The sequence below is a fragment of the Gracilibacillus thailandensis genome (genome assembly GCF_010994055.1).
GTDB classification, from domain to species: Bacteria; Bacillota; Bacilli; order Bacillales; family Amphibacillaceae; genus Gracilibacillus; species Gracilibacillus lacisalsi.
In genome coordinates, this window is the sequence record NZ_WJID01000015.1 from 1 (window position 1) to 13884 (window position 13884).

General features: G+C 35.5%; 19 protein-coding genes and 1 riboswitch. Of the genes, 16 read left to right on the top strand and 3 right to left on the bottom strand.

Translation table 11 applies throughout. The features are described 5' to 3' along the window. Positions 1 to 139 precede the first annotated feature (139 nt). Positions 140 to 466 carry a hypothetical protein gene (locus tag GH715_RS06270; RefSeq protein WP_153834708.1) on the bottom strand — a complete coding sequence of 109 codons (327 nt, stop codon included), beginning with the start codon at positions 464 to 466 and terminating at the stop codon, positions 140 to 142. 63 nt (positions 467 to 529) lie between these two features. Between GH715_RS06270 and GH715_RS06275 the strand changes: the two genes are divergently transcribed. Then, the gene (locus GH715_RS06275; protein WP_163578487.1) at positions 530 to 1978 is read left to right on the top strand and encodes a carbon starvation CstA family protein; all 1449 of its coding nucleotides are present in this window, start codon (positions 530 to 532) and stop codon (positions 1976 to 1978) included. A gap of 233 nt (positions 1979 to 2211) precedes the next feature. Here GH715_RS06275 and GH715_RS06280 read toward each other — a convergent pair whose 3' ends face one another. Continuing rightward, a complete protein-coding gene (locus tag GH715_RS06280; protein WP_153834707.1) occupies positions 2212 to 2616 on the bottom strand; it encodes a helix-turn-helix domain-containing protein in 405 nt (134 codons plus the stop codon). A gap of 152 nt (positions 2617 to 2768) precedes the next feature. On the opposite strand from GH715_RS06280, the gene GH715_RS06285 reads away from it, so the two are divergent. The 3 genes from GH715_RS06285 (at position 2769) to GH715_RS06295 (ending at position 4734) form a co-directional block, all read left to right on the top strand. After that, positions 2769 to 3011 carry a helix-turn-helix transcriptional regulator gene (locus GH715_RS06285; protein ID WP_153834706.1) on the top strand — a complete coding sequence of 81 codons (243 nt, stop codon included), beginning with the start codon at positions 2769 to 2771 and terminating at the stop codon, positions 3009 to 3011. 300 nt (positions 3012 to 3311) lie between these two features. Continuing rightward, the gene (locus tag GH715_RS06290; protein WP_153834705.1) at positions 3312 to 3479 is read left to right on the top strand and encodes an aspartyl-phosphate phosphatase Spo0E family protein; all 168 of its coding nucleotides are present in this window, start codon (positions 3312 to 3314) and stop codon (positions 3477 to 3479) included. A gap of 265 nt (positions 3480 to 3744) precedes the next feature. Further along, entirely contained in the window at positions 3745 to 4734 is a 990-nt protein-coding gene (locus GH715_RS06295; RefSeq protein WP_153834704.1) for an aldo/keto reductase, read from the top strand. A gap of 167 nt (positions 4735 to 4901) precedes the next feature. On the opposite strand, the gene GH715_RS06300 is transcribed toward GH715_RS06295, so the two are convergent. After that, on the bottom strand, positions 4902 to 6098 hold the full coding sequence (locus GH715_RS06300; protein ID WP_153834703.1) for an MFS transporter: 1197 nt from the start codon (positions 6096 to 6098) through the stop codon (positions 4902 to 4904). A gap of 64 nt (positions 6099 to 6162) precedes the next feature. Next, positions 6163 to 6261: riboswitch (purine riboswitch) on the bottom strand. A gap of 95 nt (positions 6262 to 6356) precedes the next feature. Here GH715_RS06300 and GH715_RS21755 point away from each other — a divergent pair. The 12 genes from GH715_RS21755 to GH715_RS06350 all read left to right on the top strand — a co-directional run bounded on the left by GH715_RS21755 (position 6357) and on the right by GH715_RS06350 (position 13500). Beyond that, positions 6357 to 6491 (top strand): hypothetical protein, encoded by a 135-nt coding sequence (locus GH715_RS21755; protein WP_267463676.1) that lies wholly within the window; start codon positions 6357 to 6359, stop codon positions 6489 to 6491. A gap of 71 nt (positions 6492 to 6562) precedes the next feature. Next, positions 6563 to 6658, top strand: a complete 96-nt coding sequence (locus GH715_RS06305; RefSeq protein ID WP_073200242.1) for a putative holin-like toxin — start codon at positions 6563 to 6565, stop codon at positions 6656 to 6658. A gap of 471 nt (positions 6659 to 7129) precedes the next feature. After that, on the top strand, positions 7130 to 7414 hold the full coding sequence (locus GH715_RS06310; RefSeq protein WP_153834702.1) for a hypothetical protein: 285 nt from the start codon (positions 7130 to 7132) through the stop codon (positions 7412 to 7414). A gap of 210 nt (positions 7415 to 7624) precedes the next feature. Next, positions 7625 to 7768, top strand: a complete 144-nt coding sequence (locus tag GH715_RS06315) for a hypothetical protein (protein WP_163578488.1) — start codon at positions 7625 to 7627, stop codon at positions 7766 to 7768. 185 nt (positions 7769 to 7953) lie between these two features. Beyond that, the gene (locus GH715_RS06320; RefSeq protein ID WP_153834701.1) at positions 7954 to 8493 is read left to right on the top strand and encodes a DUF5412 family protein; all 540 of its coding nucleotides are present in this window, start codon (positions 7954 to 7956) and stop codon (positions 8491 to 8493) included. A gap of 154 nt (positions 8494 to 8647) precedes the next feature. Continuing rightward, positions 8648 to 8758 (top strand): hypothetical protein, encoded by a 111-nt coding sequence (locus tag GH715_RS22010; RefSeq protein WP_476729758.1) that lies wholly within the window; start codon positions 8648 to 8650, stop codon positions 8756 to 8758. 56 nt (positions 8759 to 8814) lie between these two features. Further along, positions 8815 to 9222 (top strand): disulfide bond formation protein DsbD, encoded by a 408-nt coding sequence (locus GH715_RS06325; protein WP_163578489.1) that lies wholly within the window; start codon positions 8815 to 8817, stop codon positions 9220 to 9222. A gap of 290 nt (positions 9223 to 9512) precedes the next feature. Further along, a complete protein-coding gene (locus tag GH715_RS06330) occupies positions 9513 to 9608 on the top strand; it encodes a putative holin-like toxin (RefSeq protein ID WP_153834700.1) in 96 nt (31 codons plus the stop codon). 1094 nt (positions 9609 to 10702) lie between these two features. Beyond that, complete coding sequence (locus GH715_RS06335) at positions 10703 to 12472, top strand: HNH/ENDO VII family nuclease (RefSeq protein WP_163578490.1); 1770 nt, start codon at positions 10703 to 10705, stop codon at positions 12470 to 12472. A 15-nt stretch (positions 12473 to 12487) separates the two neighbouring features. Next, on the top strand, positions 12488 to 12937 hold the full coding sequence (locus GH715_RS06340; RefSeq protein WP_153834698.1) for an SMI1/KNR4 family protein: 450 nt from the start codon (positions 12488 to 12490) through the stop codon (positions 12935 to 12937). Between the two features lie 184 nt (positions 12938 to 13121). Then, a complete protein-coding gene (locus GH715_RS06345; RefSeq protein WP_153834697.1) occupies positions 13122 to 13319 on the top strand; it encodes a hypothetical protein in 198 nt (65 codons plus the stop codon). Beyond that, entirely contained in the window at positions 13276 to 13500 is a 225-nt protein-coding gene (locus tag GH715_RS06350; protein ID WP_163578491.1) for a hypothetical protein, read from the top strand. Before GH715_RS06345 ends, GH715_RS06350 begins: the two co-directional genes overlap by 44 nt. The last annotated feature ends 384 nt before the right edge of the window (positions 13501 to 13884 follow it).

The window sequence follows — 13884 nt, forward strand, 5'->3', positions numbered from 1 at the left end:
AAATGCCAATTGCTACATTTTTAGTATGCCATAAACATTGAAGTCTCACTTTATTATAATCCAAATGGCAAAGGTTAAAACCGTCCAAAAATAACATATCATATCTGGGCACTTATGAGTTAATTTTGTCTAGCATTCATCAATCCATTAACGCATTAAGGGGATTCTTATGGTTAATTATTATCCACAAAAACAAGTATCGAAACGTTAGTGTTAATGCCATTAATTGAATTTGCAAATAATCCTGTGGAATGGAAGAAGAGAATTTGTTAAGAGAATCTGATGGAGCTAAAGTAGTAGAAATAAACGATGTTTTACCGCCTTGTTTGATAAAGAAAAGGATGGAATCGGTTTCTTGTCCTTTTTTGTGAGCGAATTGGAGCCTATCTCGAGGGTGAAGAACCGTACCACAAGTAAATAAGGTTCTAAAAAACCATAAAATATCAGAAAATTTCAAAAACACCATTGCTTTTTCCTCCCAATTTATATTATCATAATATGTACTTTTCAAAAAAAGGAGGTTTCAGCGGTGGTTACGTTTATAGCATCTATTGTATTGTTAATTGTTGGCTACATTGTTTATGGGAAGGTGGTCGAACGAATTTTTGGCATTAATGACCAGAATTCAACACCCGCCTATACCAACAACGATGGCCTTGATTATATGCCGATGAGTTGGTGGAAAGCGAGTTTAATTCAACTATTGAATATCGCTGGAACCGGCCCGATATTTGGAGCCATAATGGGCGCACTATATGGTCCAGTCGCATTTATATGGATTGTTATTGGTTGTATTTTTGCTGGTGCGGTACATGATTACTTTTCAGGGATGATATCGCTTAGGCATAATGGAGCTCAATTTCCGACACTTGTCGGTAAATATTTGGGCGGTAAAATGAAATTCGTTACGACGATTGTGTCGATTATATTAATGGTGTTGGTGGCAGCAGCATTTACTGCAGCACCTGCTCAGTTACTTACGCAAATAACACCACTTAACACGACGACTTGGTTGGTGATTATTTTTGCTTATCTTATACTTGCTGCGATTCTACCAATTAATAAAATAATAGGACGAGTCTATCCTATCTTTGGAGCTATCTTAATTTTCATGGCTGTATCAATCGGTGTTGGAATGCTCTTCTTCTTTGATCATCCAATCCCGAATTTAACAGTAAGTAATTTACACCCTGGGGAAATGCCGATCTGGCCATTATTAATGGTAACTATATCCTGTGGAGCAATTTCTGGATTTCATAGTACACAAAGTCCCATTTTAGCTCGAACATTAAAAAAAGAAAATGAAGGTAGAAAAGTTTTCTATGGAGCAATGATTGGGGAAGGCGTTATTGCGATGATTTGGGCTGCGGCAGGGATGACCTTTTTTGGTAGTACGGGTGCATTGCAAACAGCTTTGGATGCAGGAGGTCCTGCTGGGGTTGTAAATGAAATCAGTATAACAACATTAGGTGCATTTGGCGGATTCATTGCCATTTTAGGTATTGTTGTTCTCCCAATTACCACGGGTGATACAGCATTACGTTCTTCCAGAATGATGCTTGCAGAATTATTGACTCAACTGACGAAGAAAGACTTTAGTGGGAAAGGGAAATTAGCTTTCCTTATCTTAATTGTGACTGGAACAACGCTCTATTTAACGACGATAGATTATAGTTTCCTTTGGCGCTATGTTGGTGGATCGAATCAGATTATTGCTGCGGTGATGTTATGGACGGCAGCCATGTACCTAGTGAAAAACAACAAGTTTCATTGGATCTGTAGTATTCCAGCTTTGTTTATGACAGCGGTAGTAAGTACTTATTTCTTCTATGCACCAGAAGGCTTTAACCTAGACTATGGTATTTCTCTGGTTCTAGGATTGGTTATTTGGTTAGCTGTACTCGCTTGGTTTGTATCGCAACTTATTAACCATAAAAGAGCTAGAAATTATGAAGGTTCGGAGCTGAAAGTAGGATAGTGATGGGTATTGCTAACTGCAATTAGAACATAATGGTAAGCCATAACAAAAGTAGCACCACTCTAAATATAGAATGGTGCTACTTTTATAAGTCAGTTTTGAATGAACAGTTTTCACCCAAGCCACTTTATTTTACTGTTTTCGTCGTTGTTATTATAGAAGAAACAAAAAGCTAACTATAATCATTACCCTTGTCTATCCTTTATCTGATGATTAGTAATTTTATTCATAGTCTAGATTGAATCATCATCGTTTTCTTCTTTTTTTCTCATAGCCATATCTGTGATGTATTTAAAATAATTCTCCAGTTCTTTTAATTCCTCTGGTCCCAAGGCCTTCCAGCGATCGATATCGTGAAAGCCTGAATATTCTATGCCAAACTCTTTAAGAAGGCAGTTGACTTCTGAAATTGGGTTAGAATCGTCGCTGTTTTCATTATTAGATTTTCCTGCCAAGTAATCAACTGATACTTCCAAAGATAATGCTAATTTATTTAATGTAGAGATATCTGGTTCTCTTTCTCCATTTTCATACTTAGCAATAGTCGAGTAAGATAGATCAACCTTTTGTGCTAACGCTTTTCTAGAAATATTCCTTTTTAACCTAATGTTTTTTAATCTATTACTGAATTTACTCATTAGTCAGCCTCCATATAACTCATATATTATACTATTTGTCCAAAACACAAAATATATTTAGACAAAATGGGAAAAAAGGGATTGATTTTGGACGTAATGTCCATTGTAGTATTATTTAACAGGACATAGCGTCTAATAAAGAAGGTGATTCTATGAGAAGAAACTTAAGACATATTCGAATTAGTAAAGGTTATAAAGAAGTTGATGTAATCGCACAAAAGGTTGGTATTTCAACATCTTATTATTACAAAATTGAACAAGGAAAAAGAACACCTAGTGTTGATTTGGCTAAAAAAATAGCGGATGTATTAAATTGTACGGTTGATGAGCTTTTCTATAATGAGAGCTTGAACGAAATGTCCAGTAATCGAAGTCGGAATTTGAAAGGGAGGTGAAGGATATGAGGTATTCAATTAGTCCAAGATGCATATAAGACAAATGTATAGATAAACAGGAAAATACAATAAGGACATGCTTTAAGTACTTGATGAATTAATGAAGGGTTCCAAGGTGATGCAAGTTGGAATAAATAGTTGAACGTAATTAGGAGAATAAACATCCCAAAAGATTAAGACAAAATATTAACTCTCTCCTCGTTTTACTAGGTACTTAATGTAATTCCACGAAATAATCCTTCTATATGCTTCCTGTCCCAATTCATCCAAACCAATACAGTTGAATAAGGAGGTTTCTATATGCATAATAGTGAAGTCGATGCCGACTCATTATTAGAACGAATTGAATTAATGCGGGAAAAATTAGTAGACATCGGATTACGAGAGGGATTAACAGCTCCCTCTACTTTAAAATATAGTGAATTATTAGATGAACAAATAAAAATTTATCAAATGTTAATGAAATAGGAAGGTATTTTAGATAAGTGATATCTATCATCAAAGTCAAGGAACTTTATAACCCCCTACTACAATTTTTCCTCCAACGATCGTGGGTTTCCTTTCAATATACATAGAATAAAGTGTTCCAACTTATCTAGAAGTTAGTAAGGTTACTACTTAAAACGAGTATTCCTCCTAAAACGTTTTAACATTTAAATATCCAAGTCTTCATGTTTAGTGCAGTGTATAAGTGGAAAATGAAATATATACTTCATGATAAGGAGGAGTTTAGTTGAAATCGTTAGAGCAAGCACTTCAACATAAAGTAGGTCTTGGAACCGCGCCATTAGGGAATATGTTCAGAGATGTTCCCGAAGAAGAAGCACAAAAAACGATACAAACCGCCTGGGATCAAGGAATTCGCTATTTTGATACTGCCCCTTTTTATGGAGCAGGTTTAGCTGAAAAGCGTTTAGGCGAGGCGTTATCAGAATATAATCGTGATGATTATTTCATAGGGACGAAAGTTGGACGTTATATCACTGATGAAAAAGAAGGTAAAGAAGGCATATTTCAGGATGGTCGTCAAAATAAAGTCATAACGGATTATACAGAGGAAGCCACCATGAAATCTATTGAACAAAGTTTAGACAGGTTAAAAACAGACCGCTTGGATATGGTCTTCGTTCATGATGTTTCCCCTGATTTCCATGGAGATGAATGGATTACAAAGTTTGACGAGGCTAGAAAAGGAGCCTTTCGTGTCTTAAGTCGGCTTCGTGAAGAAGGGGTGATCAAATCATGGGGACTTGGTGTCAATACAACCGAACCTATTGAACTAGTGATGGATTTGGAAGAAGCTCAGCCTGATGTCTGCTTATCTGCCACTCAATACACGCTTTTACAGCATGAGCATGCCTTAGAGCGCATGTTGCCAAAAGCTGTGGAAAAAGGTGTAGATATCATTGTAGGAGGTCCATTTAATTCTGGTGTGTTACTTGGAGGAGATCATTTTGATTATGCTAAAGCTGATACTGATATAGTAAATAAAGTAAAGCAGTTAAGAGTAATTGCAGAATATCATAATGTAAGCTTGAAAGCAGCAGCCTTACAATTTTCAACGGCACACCCAGCAGTAAAAGCTGTTATTCCAGGTTCAACACGTCCAGAACACAGTGCAGAAGATGTAGAGATGATGAATAAAGATATCCCACAATCCTTTTGGACTGAATTAGTGGACAAAGGATTTATTTCTCAGCGAGCACCATTGCCAATTAGATAACGAAGGTTTTTCGAGAATAGTTAAGCACTTATCAAAAATCGGGTGCATTACTGAAGTATAAATGCACCCGATGCAAGTCATAAAAAGAAGTTCTTTAAGATAGCAGAGTTCTAGTGAATATCCCCTATTCCAAGGGGAACTCTGTTCTTGTATTCTTCTACTATTGGTTAATCACGTATTTGTTTTTGAAAAGCTATGGTCGCACTATTATTTTCTCTTGCAGTCGTTTTCCTCGTCAAAGAAAAAACCGCACACCCTAACGATACGATAATAAGAACTCCACCAAACCAAGACGTATGGGCTACAGTCCCAGTTTGACTTAACACAATACCACCAAAACCTGAGCCAATCGAAATACCAACTTGCAACGCTGAATTATTAAAGCTTTGCTGAATATCCGATGTAGCAGGATCTGTTTGAATCAAATAGCTTTGTTGAGGTGGGGCTAGACTCCAGCTTAATGCTGCCCAAATCATCATAATTGGTATAAATACAATAAGCGAAAAAGTAGTGAATGGTAAGATGAATAACACGATAGCAAAAGAAACAATGACGACAATGATACTTTTTTGAGCGCCAATCGTATCGGAAAGAGTCCCTCCAAATGCTCCACCACTTACCGCTGCAATGCCAAATAATAGATAACAGATACTGATCCAACTAGAATTTAGCTGAAGTTCCGTTTCTAAAAATGGAGTAAAGTACGCGTAAAGTGTGTAGTGTCCTGCTAGCATAAACATCGTCGCAAGATGTGCACTACCTATTTTTAAGCTACTTACTGCTTTTAATTGCTGTGAAAGAGGAACGGAGTTTTCTCCAGATAATCGTTCCAAAAAGATCGAAATCAGTACAAAGGAACCGATAGATAAAATAGCTATTCCGAGAAAAATAACACGCCAGCCAAATTTATCAGAAATCAAAATTCCTAGTGGCACACCCATAACAAGTGAGGAACTAATCCCCATATAAATTAGACCCAAAGCCTTTGCGCGGTGTTCTGGTGCAACAACCTTGGCAGCTATCGTTAAGGATAGTACCACAATAAGTGCTGTACTCATGGCAGTTATCACTCTGGCAATCATCATAAAGGTAAAATTCGGACTGAAATAGGTCATGATATTACCAATGAAGAAAACAAATAGAGATAGGAGATATAATTTCTTGCGCTCCATTTTGCTAGTTAAGACTAATAGCACAGGACCGGATATAGCATAAATAAGTGCGAAAATCGTTATTAGTTGCCCTGCTGAACTTAAAGAGATATTTAAATCATCTGCAATAGTTGGAAGGATGCCACCAACAATTAATTCAACTAGTCCAACTGCTACAGTGGATAATGCTAATATAAAAACTTTTACATTCATATTCTGTTTTACGTCCTTTCTAGTAAAAATATTTTTAGGAAATAAAAAAATCCTGATTACAGAAAACGAGTCATTCATTTTCTGTAATCAGGATTTTATGGTTCCTGGTAGAGACCCTCAAGCCATATTCTGAGGTTATACAGGTTGTATTCATTTATTATTAAACACTTTGAATAGTTTACTAGCAATTTGGTTATTTTTCAAGTGTTAATTAAGGGAACTCTCATATATTAGGTAGGTTTCATGTGATGGGAACGTATGGCATATAGAATTTTATTAGTAGCATTTTCAATACAAGCGACAGATATTTCTATTATTTTTTCATTAGGAATATCCAATGAGAATATCAATAGTTCATTTATTGAACAGAATGAATGTTCGATTGAATTCTGATATACTTAAAAATGGATAAAGTTCTTTTAGGGTAGGGTCGGCTAATCCCCGCAAGAAAGGGGGTGATGCCTATGAGTATGTATGAGAGTTTCATGGTACTATTTGGTTTTGGTACCTTCTTGATTGCATTACTCGCATTGATTGTTTCGTTGATCAATCGAAAATAGACCTCCCTATTTGCCCAAGAAGTAACTAGGAGAGGTCTATCCAATCATTGGACAGCCGATCCCTCTGGGGGAACCACTTATCCATAACCCGTAGTGTCCGCTACGGGTTATATTATATGCATTCTTATCTTTATTATAACATAGGGATCAGAAAATGTCATAATCGTTCAGAAGAGAACCAATCGACAAAGCCAACCTTCTGGTAAAACGATACTTTATTTTAGAGAACTGAAAATAAAGTATCGTTTTTTAGTCAGATAACGAGCAATATTAACGCTTGTATTGTGTAATAGACTTGTATAAAATATTACCAAAATTTAATAAAGTTGGAATAATATTTCGATATCTAATTTTATTGTGAAAATTTGTTCAATCAGAAATCCCAAACGCAAGAGCCTTTACAAATGTATGAATGTCTAATACAAAAATGGAGATGAAGCACTAGTATTATAAAATATTGGAGGAATAGTTATGTGGGTCATATTAGGGGTTATTGCTATAGTAGCAACTCTTATAAATCTTTATATGTATAAAGCAGGAAAGGATTATAAGCTTGCAATGGCGATGGGATTATCATTTACAGCGTTAACACTTTGTGCAGAATACAGTCTTGTATCCCGGTGGGTAAAAGTAGAAGATTGGGCAGCTTTATCGGATGTAGTACCTGGTATGGAAAGGGCATTATGGTTTTTGACAATTGTTTCTATCTTACTAAATATAGCACCTATACTTTTAGAACTAAAAGGTAAGAAATAATTACATACTACCCTTATTGATATAACATTTCAAAAGTGTAAGCCTTCTTTTAGATATATGGGTTATAGCTTTAGTATACCTGTTTTGGAAGAGGAAGAAAAAGAAATACAAAAGGATTATGATTATCTCGAGAGACTAGTAAGAAAATAATCTTATTGTTAGTATAGGTTGCGTTGGAAAAAATTTCGATAATAGAAAGAAGGAAATGAAATGGAAACCCTGTTTTTAATTTTAATTTTTGCTGGTATTTTTGGAATATATGATGCAATAAGAAAAGTTAATAATAATATCCTTGAGCAGACCGAGGAACTTAAAAAAATACGTGAACAATTGAAGGAAAATAGTAAAAAATAGATTTAGTTGTTGAATTAATGGATAGTTGAACGAAAGAAAAGTTACTTTAATAATTTGAAAGAATAATATGGTGAGGTTTTTGCTTACTTAAGCAACGGGTGTGTTTCTACAACAAAAAATCACTTCCAGTGTTTATAAAGTATGATTGTAGAGAATGAAAAGCAAGATTAACAAGGGGGAAAATTATGAGGAAACAATATAATTTATGGGCTTTTTATTTAATACTTGTTTGCTTTGGATTAGCAACGTATTCATTATATTCTAATATGAAGAACACTTGGTTAATTGCGCCACCAAATTATATATTACTAATAATTAGTTTGATAGCCTTAATTTTAGGAATTGTCGGCTTTAAAGATAAAAGAAACTGGTGGACAAAAACAAGAAGTTGGTTAACAGTAATTTTGTCATCATTGACAACTGTTGGACTATTTTTGGTGGTATCATTTACACTTTTCTTTTCATCAGTTGGGGCGAATGAACACATAAAGACGGTAAGTTCTACTGATGGCAATTACACCATTGATTTTTATCGGTTTGACGCAGGGGCAGCAGGTTCATTTGGTGTAAGGGGAGAATTAAATGGTCCACTTTGGTTTAAAAAACGAATTTATTTACAACACAATGTAGAACAAGTCCAAGCGGAATGGAAAAATAATGATAAAGTATCTATAAATAATCATATCTTAAAATTAGATGAAGGTGATACTTATGGGTATCAATGATAAGGTATGTGAAACAATCCCCTTTATGGAAGAGATGTTGAAGAATAAGAGCTAAAATTTATGCGAGGAGAAATGTAATGACGAGCCAAAATAAAAAAACTACAGGGAATACATATCTATCGGTTGGGATAGTATAGGATTACCATTAGGAGCAGTGCTGGGGTTAATCATATTTGATAACCTAGCAATCGGAGCTGGTATAGGTCTGGTTTTCGGAATAGCAGTCGGAACAGCAATTGACTCAAACGAAACTAAAAAAGAATAAAAAATATTCTAGAAATTAGTGCCAATCAGGACATCATTTTTTATAGGAGTGGTTATGTGAATAGAAAAACCTTTAACATCATTGGTTGGATTCTACTTTTGGGAATGGGTGCTTCGTGGATAGCATTTGGCTATTCCAATTGGTACTTATTATTAACTCCATTGGCGTACATTTCTTTTGCAATTTACGATGGCAGCATTAAGAAATTAGGAAAAATAAAACAGATGTCCTTATTACAAGTACTTCTCATATTGTTTGCATTTATTGTGTCGGTGAGTATTGTATTCGGTCTTATCCAATTAGCTAATTACCTGATAAACGAGATATTTCACTTAACTGAGGGAATAAAGACACTCAGCGAAATTATTGCTGTGGTACTTTCATTATACCCTGTTAAGTTTACATTTGGCACTGTTATTTTTAAAGTAATGAACGCTACAAGAGAGAAGAATTACGAGTTTTGAAGGACGGATTTAATTCCGCAAACGGGCTGCCATTGATTAACAAGGTATTTGCCTGTCGTTTTTAAGTTGGCTGTCACATCTTTCGTCAACGTTTACATCACTAATACAATTTCGAAACCACTATAGTTTTCCATGTGTCATAGTAGTTCTGCTATTAGTGCTGAGTAGGAAAGCTTTATTTCCGTTTGGGTTAGGAATGTACGTTCTGGTTTGTTGTGTTATACTAAAAAATGGATAACGTTCTTTTAGGGCAAGGTCGGCTAATCCCCTCAGTGAAAGGGGGTGATGCCATGGGTATGTATGAAAGTTTTATCGTGCTGTTTAGTTTCGGTACCTTCTTGATTGCATTACTCACATTGATCATCTCTTTGATCAATAAAAAATAGACCTCCCTATTAACCGTCTAAAGTAGTAGGAGAGGTCTATCACCTTCGATAGCCGATCCCTCTGGGGAACCGTTTATCCATAACCCGTAGTGACCGCTACGGGTTATTATTATATGCTTTTCTTACAACAATTATATCATAATGTAGAAAATAAGTCATTAACCGCTACATATACATTCTAGGAAGGGATCAGACTCTAGCAATAACATCTGTTTATTCAAGATCAAATTTTACCCGATAAAAATGCTTGCCTTATAGTTAACTCTAAGGGTTAGAATTGACTCAAAAAATTAAAAAATACATATTCATTCTTCCGTTAAGGGGAGCAATTTTGGAATGGAATTAATGCCAAACAGGACAATATATCATATTTTTATGGGGATGGTTAAGTACGTAGAAAAAGTTTATTAAACCCTATTTTCTTTAATCAATTGATAGAAAACTGGATACAAGAAGGTACTTTACCTGAAGACGTAACAACCATTTAGAAAAATGTTATGAAAATAACAGGTGGCTTATCTGGAACTGGGGAGATCAGTGTAACAAGCAAATGGTGGGCTTTCAAATGGAGGAGTCCATCATTTTTTTTGTGGTAAGAAATGGAATGCGGTGTTAATATTAAATCGAGTTGTTCTTTAATTAAGGCGGTGTAAAGTGAAGAAGAATTATAATTCTTATAGGAGGAGTAATTATGCTTTCTAAAAAAAGGATAGGGATCATATTATTTTTCGGAGGTGGATTACTTATTCCTGACTATACAGATAATAATAAACAGAAAGAAAGTAATCATTCATAATGTTAATCGACATATCCATTAACGGATTACTTTTATTAGATCACTACCCCAAATAACATTAAAGTGACTACCTAGCATGATACATAGCAGGAATCCCTCAGCCTAAGTTTATAATAAATGAAGGAACAGTCTATTTCTATCCTATTTTATAAAGGAAAATTTTACCGAGTCTATTATACCAAAAAAACTCAACAGGTAATTTATAACCATAAAATGAATATTTATACTTATTAACCATTTAATGAAGACATGATAAGATACCTATTGGATGATATTTCCTTTTGGAAGAGGGGAAGCTATGTCGAATTTAAGAATAAGTATAAAGGAAGTTAAACAATTCTATGAACAAGTACAAAGACAAACGGCTACCGTAACAGAATCTATTGATCTAGTGGAAAAACAGGTTGATGAGCTTATACATATGGACCAGTTCCAAGGAGAAGCTGCAGACGCAACCAAGGAGTATTTTCAAGTTTTACATAAGAATCTGTTGCAAGCCTTTAGGGGACTTTTCGAGCAGATAGAGATTAACATAAGCCGTCATCTCCAGGATTTCCATGAAGAGGTCGATTCCAATCATCATGCAATTATTCATCAAATATACCTCGATGAAAAAGAAACCGATATACATCAATCCTTTAAACGAATACAACAAATAGAGACAGATGTAAGTCAGATAATAAGTAGTATATCTGATTTGTCGTCTGCTCGAGCGCCAACAGCTGCAAATGTATTAGATGATAGTGAAGCGAGTTTGCAGGTAATGAAACAGCTATCTCAACGAATGGAAGCTTATTCGAATGGTTTTAAAAGTGATCAAAGCCAAATCGAGAGTGCCATCCAGGAAATCAATAGCTTGATGGGTAAAGTGATAAACAACAATGGAAGAACTCAGCTAAAAACCAACTTCGAAACACAATTGCCTGGAATACGGTCTTATGTGAAAGCATCAATGGAAACCTCAGCTATGCAAAGAATACTTTCTCCGCTTCATAACAAAATGGAGGAAAATACGATAGTTTCTCGTTATAATAGGACTCGGGAGCATGCGTTGGGATTACAACAGTATATGAATAACTCTCTTATAGATAAGCAAAAAAGTCAGCATATCCAACAATATATGAATCTTCGACTGAGTCGAACTATACAACAAGCAAACACATGGTGGAGCCAAACGCTAATGTATCAAACGTCTAAGGTGAAATGGCAACTGGGTTATCTAAGCTTATTCAACCGACAAGATAAGAGTAGTCAAGTACAGAATAAAATGGACAAATTACAGGCAGAAGATATTGCTACGGTACAAATGTCGGATGAAGAAGTAGCTGCTATCCAGAACTATCTAAAAGAAATAGAAAGTGGAGAAGTCAAGCCTAACAAAGATTGGAACGTTTCCCAATTTGAGAACCCAGAACTTACTTTTGAAGATAAGCGAAAAGTATTAGGAGGAATGGGAACAGGAACCCCTGATGGTTTAGCAGGACCATCGACTGCAACATTCAAATTCTTTACAGAAGACATTGCAACGATTATTGATCCGAATGCTGGAATGGGAGATAAGGCAATGGCCTCCCTATTCACCTTTGTAAAGCCAGCTAAGTTCTTGGATACAATGGGTGATGTGGCAGGTCCTGGGTTGAAGAAGTTTGGGAATGATGGTAAGGGTAAAGAGTATAAAAACTATAAGTCTGTAGAATATAATGGCACTACTAAAATTAATGGAGAAGTTAGAGATATTAGTAGACGAGTTTATCAAAGGATAGATATTGATTATGAAAGGATAGACCCTAAAACTGGTAAGACAAATTATCAATTAATGAAAAGTGGAAGGCCTCCAGTTTGGAGTGATGGGACAAAAATAGAACTTCATCATATAATCCAAAGAGAACCCGGATCAATGGTGGAGCTCCCGAATAGTATGCATAAGGAATATGATAGAATATTGCATGGTTTAGTGGAGAACGGAGGAAGTTTTAGAAATGACCCCGTTTTGAAAAAACAATATGAAAATTTCAGATCAAAATATTGGAGATGGAGAGCTAAACAAATAGATAAAGGTGAATTATAAAAGGAGAAATTCTGCATGAATAAAGAGGAATTAATCAATTTTATTAAGAGAAATATGGAACCAGATGATTTTACTGGAGGAGTAGATGGAAAACAGATTGAATACGTTCAAGATACCCTAAAGTTAAAATTGCCAGAAAGTTATAAGTGGTTTTTAAATAATTATGGGTCTGGTGGTTTATATGGTGTAGATATTTTAGGCGTGGCTAAGTCTAATATTGCTACTGTGGTTATTGAAACGGAGAGTTATAGGGATTTAGGAATGAGTGAGAACTTAGTAGTTATTGAGGATATAGATGAATATGCTTATTGTTTAGATACAGGTAATATGGAGAATAATGAGTGCCCTGTAATAGCGTGGAATAAGCAAGGAGGACTTGATGACTACAATACGGCAGAAAATTTTTATGAGTTTTTATCACAAAGGTTGTTGGATGCAAAAGAAGCATGGGAAGAAGATTTTTAGGATAGATAAATAGAAAGAAATTATAAATGATATTGCTGAAATTACAAACCTTGATTGGCAAAGTGTCTTTCAAGGTTTCTTTTTTAAATATAAGTAACAGAAGAATAATTTTGGAACAGGAACAAGTAAATATAACACATATCCCTGTCATACATGAAAACCCGCAACCCCTTATGAGGAAGCAGTGGAACGGATTCAAGAAGAATTCGAGAAGTTTGATTTTGAAGCATTTACCCAAATGATCCTTGAAGTCCAGCCATACAATTGCACCACGATGCCGAAAGATCCTTTTACCGGTCAAGATGCAGCAAAACTAGGCAATGAATTAATAGGAACCAATGATCTCTATCGTGCCGCAACAGGGGAAGAACCGTTCTGGTGAAACATTAACGACAGGAGAGCGAATGGCTGCAATCGGTTGGAGCGCCATAATGTTTGTCCTACCAGCAAGACTAGCTAAAATAGGAAAGGTAGGCAAAGGCATTTCCGCAGTCCAAGGAGTCAAAGTCGGCACCGCTTCTGACAAAATGAAAAGCTCAGCGAACTATCTAGCAATACCCTGAAAACAACGAAACAACAAGTGAAAGAACTATCCGCCGAACAACTTAGAACGGTCCAAGACTTTGCAAACAGACTGCACCGCTCTACTCTCTTTTCACAAACCTTGCATTCGGCGTAGTATCTTTTGTGCCTGGAGTTGACTTAGAGAGTCGAAACATATGAAAAAATTGTTAACGACTTTGGTGATTTTTATTAGACTTGGTTAAACAAGAGATATAGAAGGAATTTGTAAAATCTTGATTGGCTATATGCCTTCCAAATATTTCTTTAGTGGTTTAGCAGGACCATCGACTGCAACATTCAAATTCTTTACGGAAGACATTGCAACGATTATTGATCCGAATGCTCGAATGGAAGATAAGGCAATGGCCTCCCTATTCACCTTT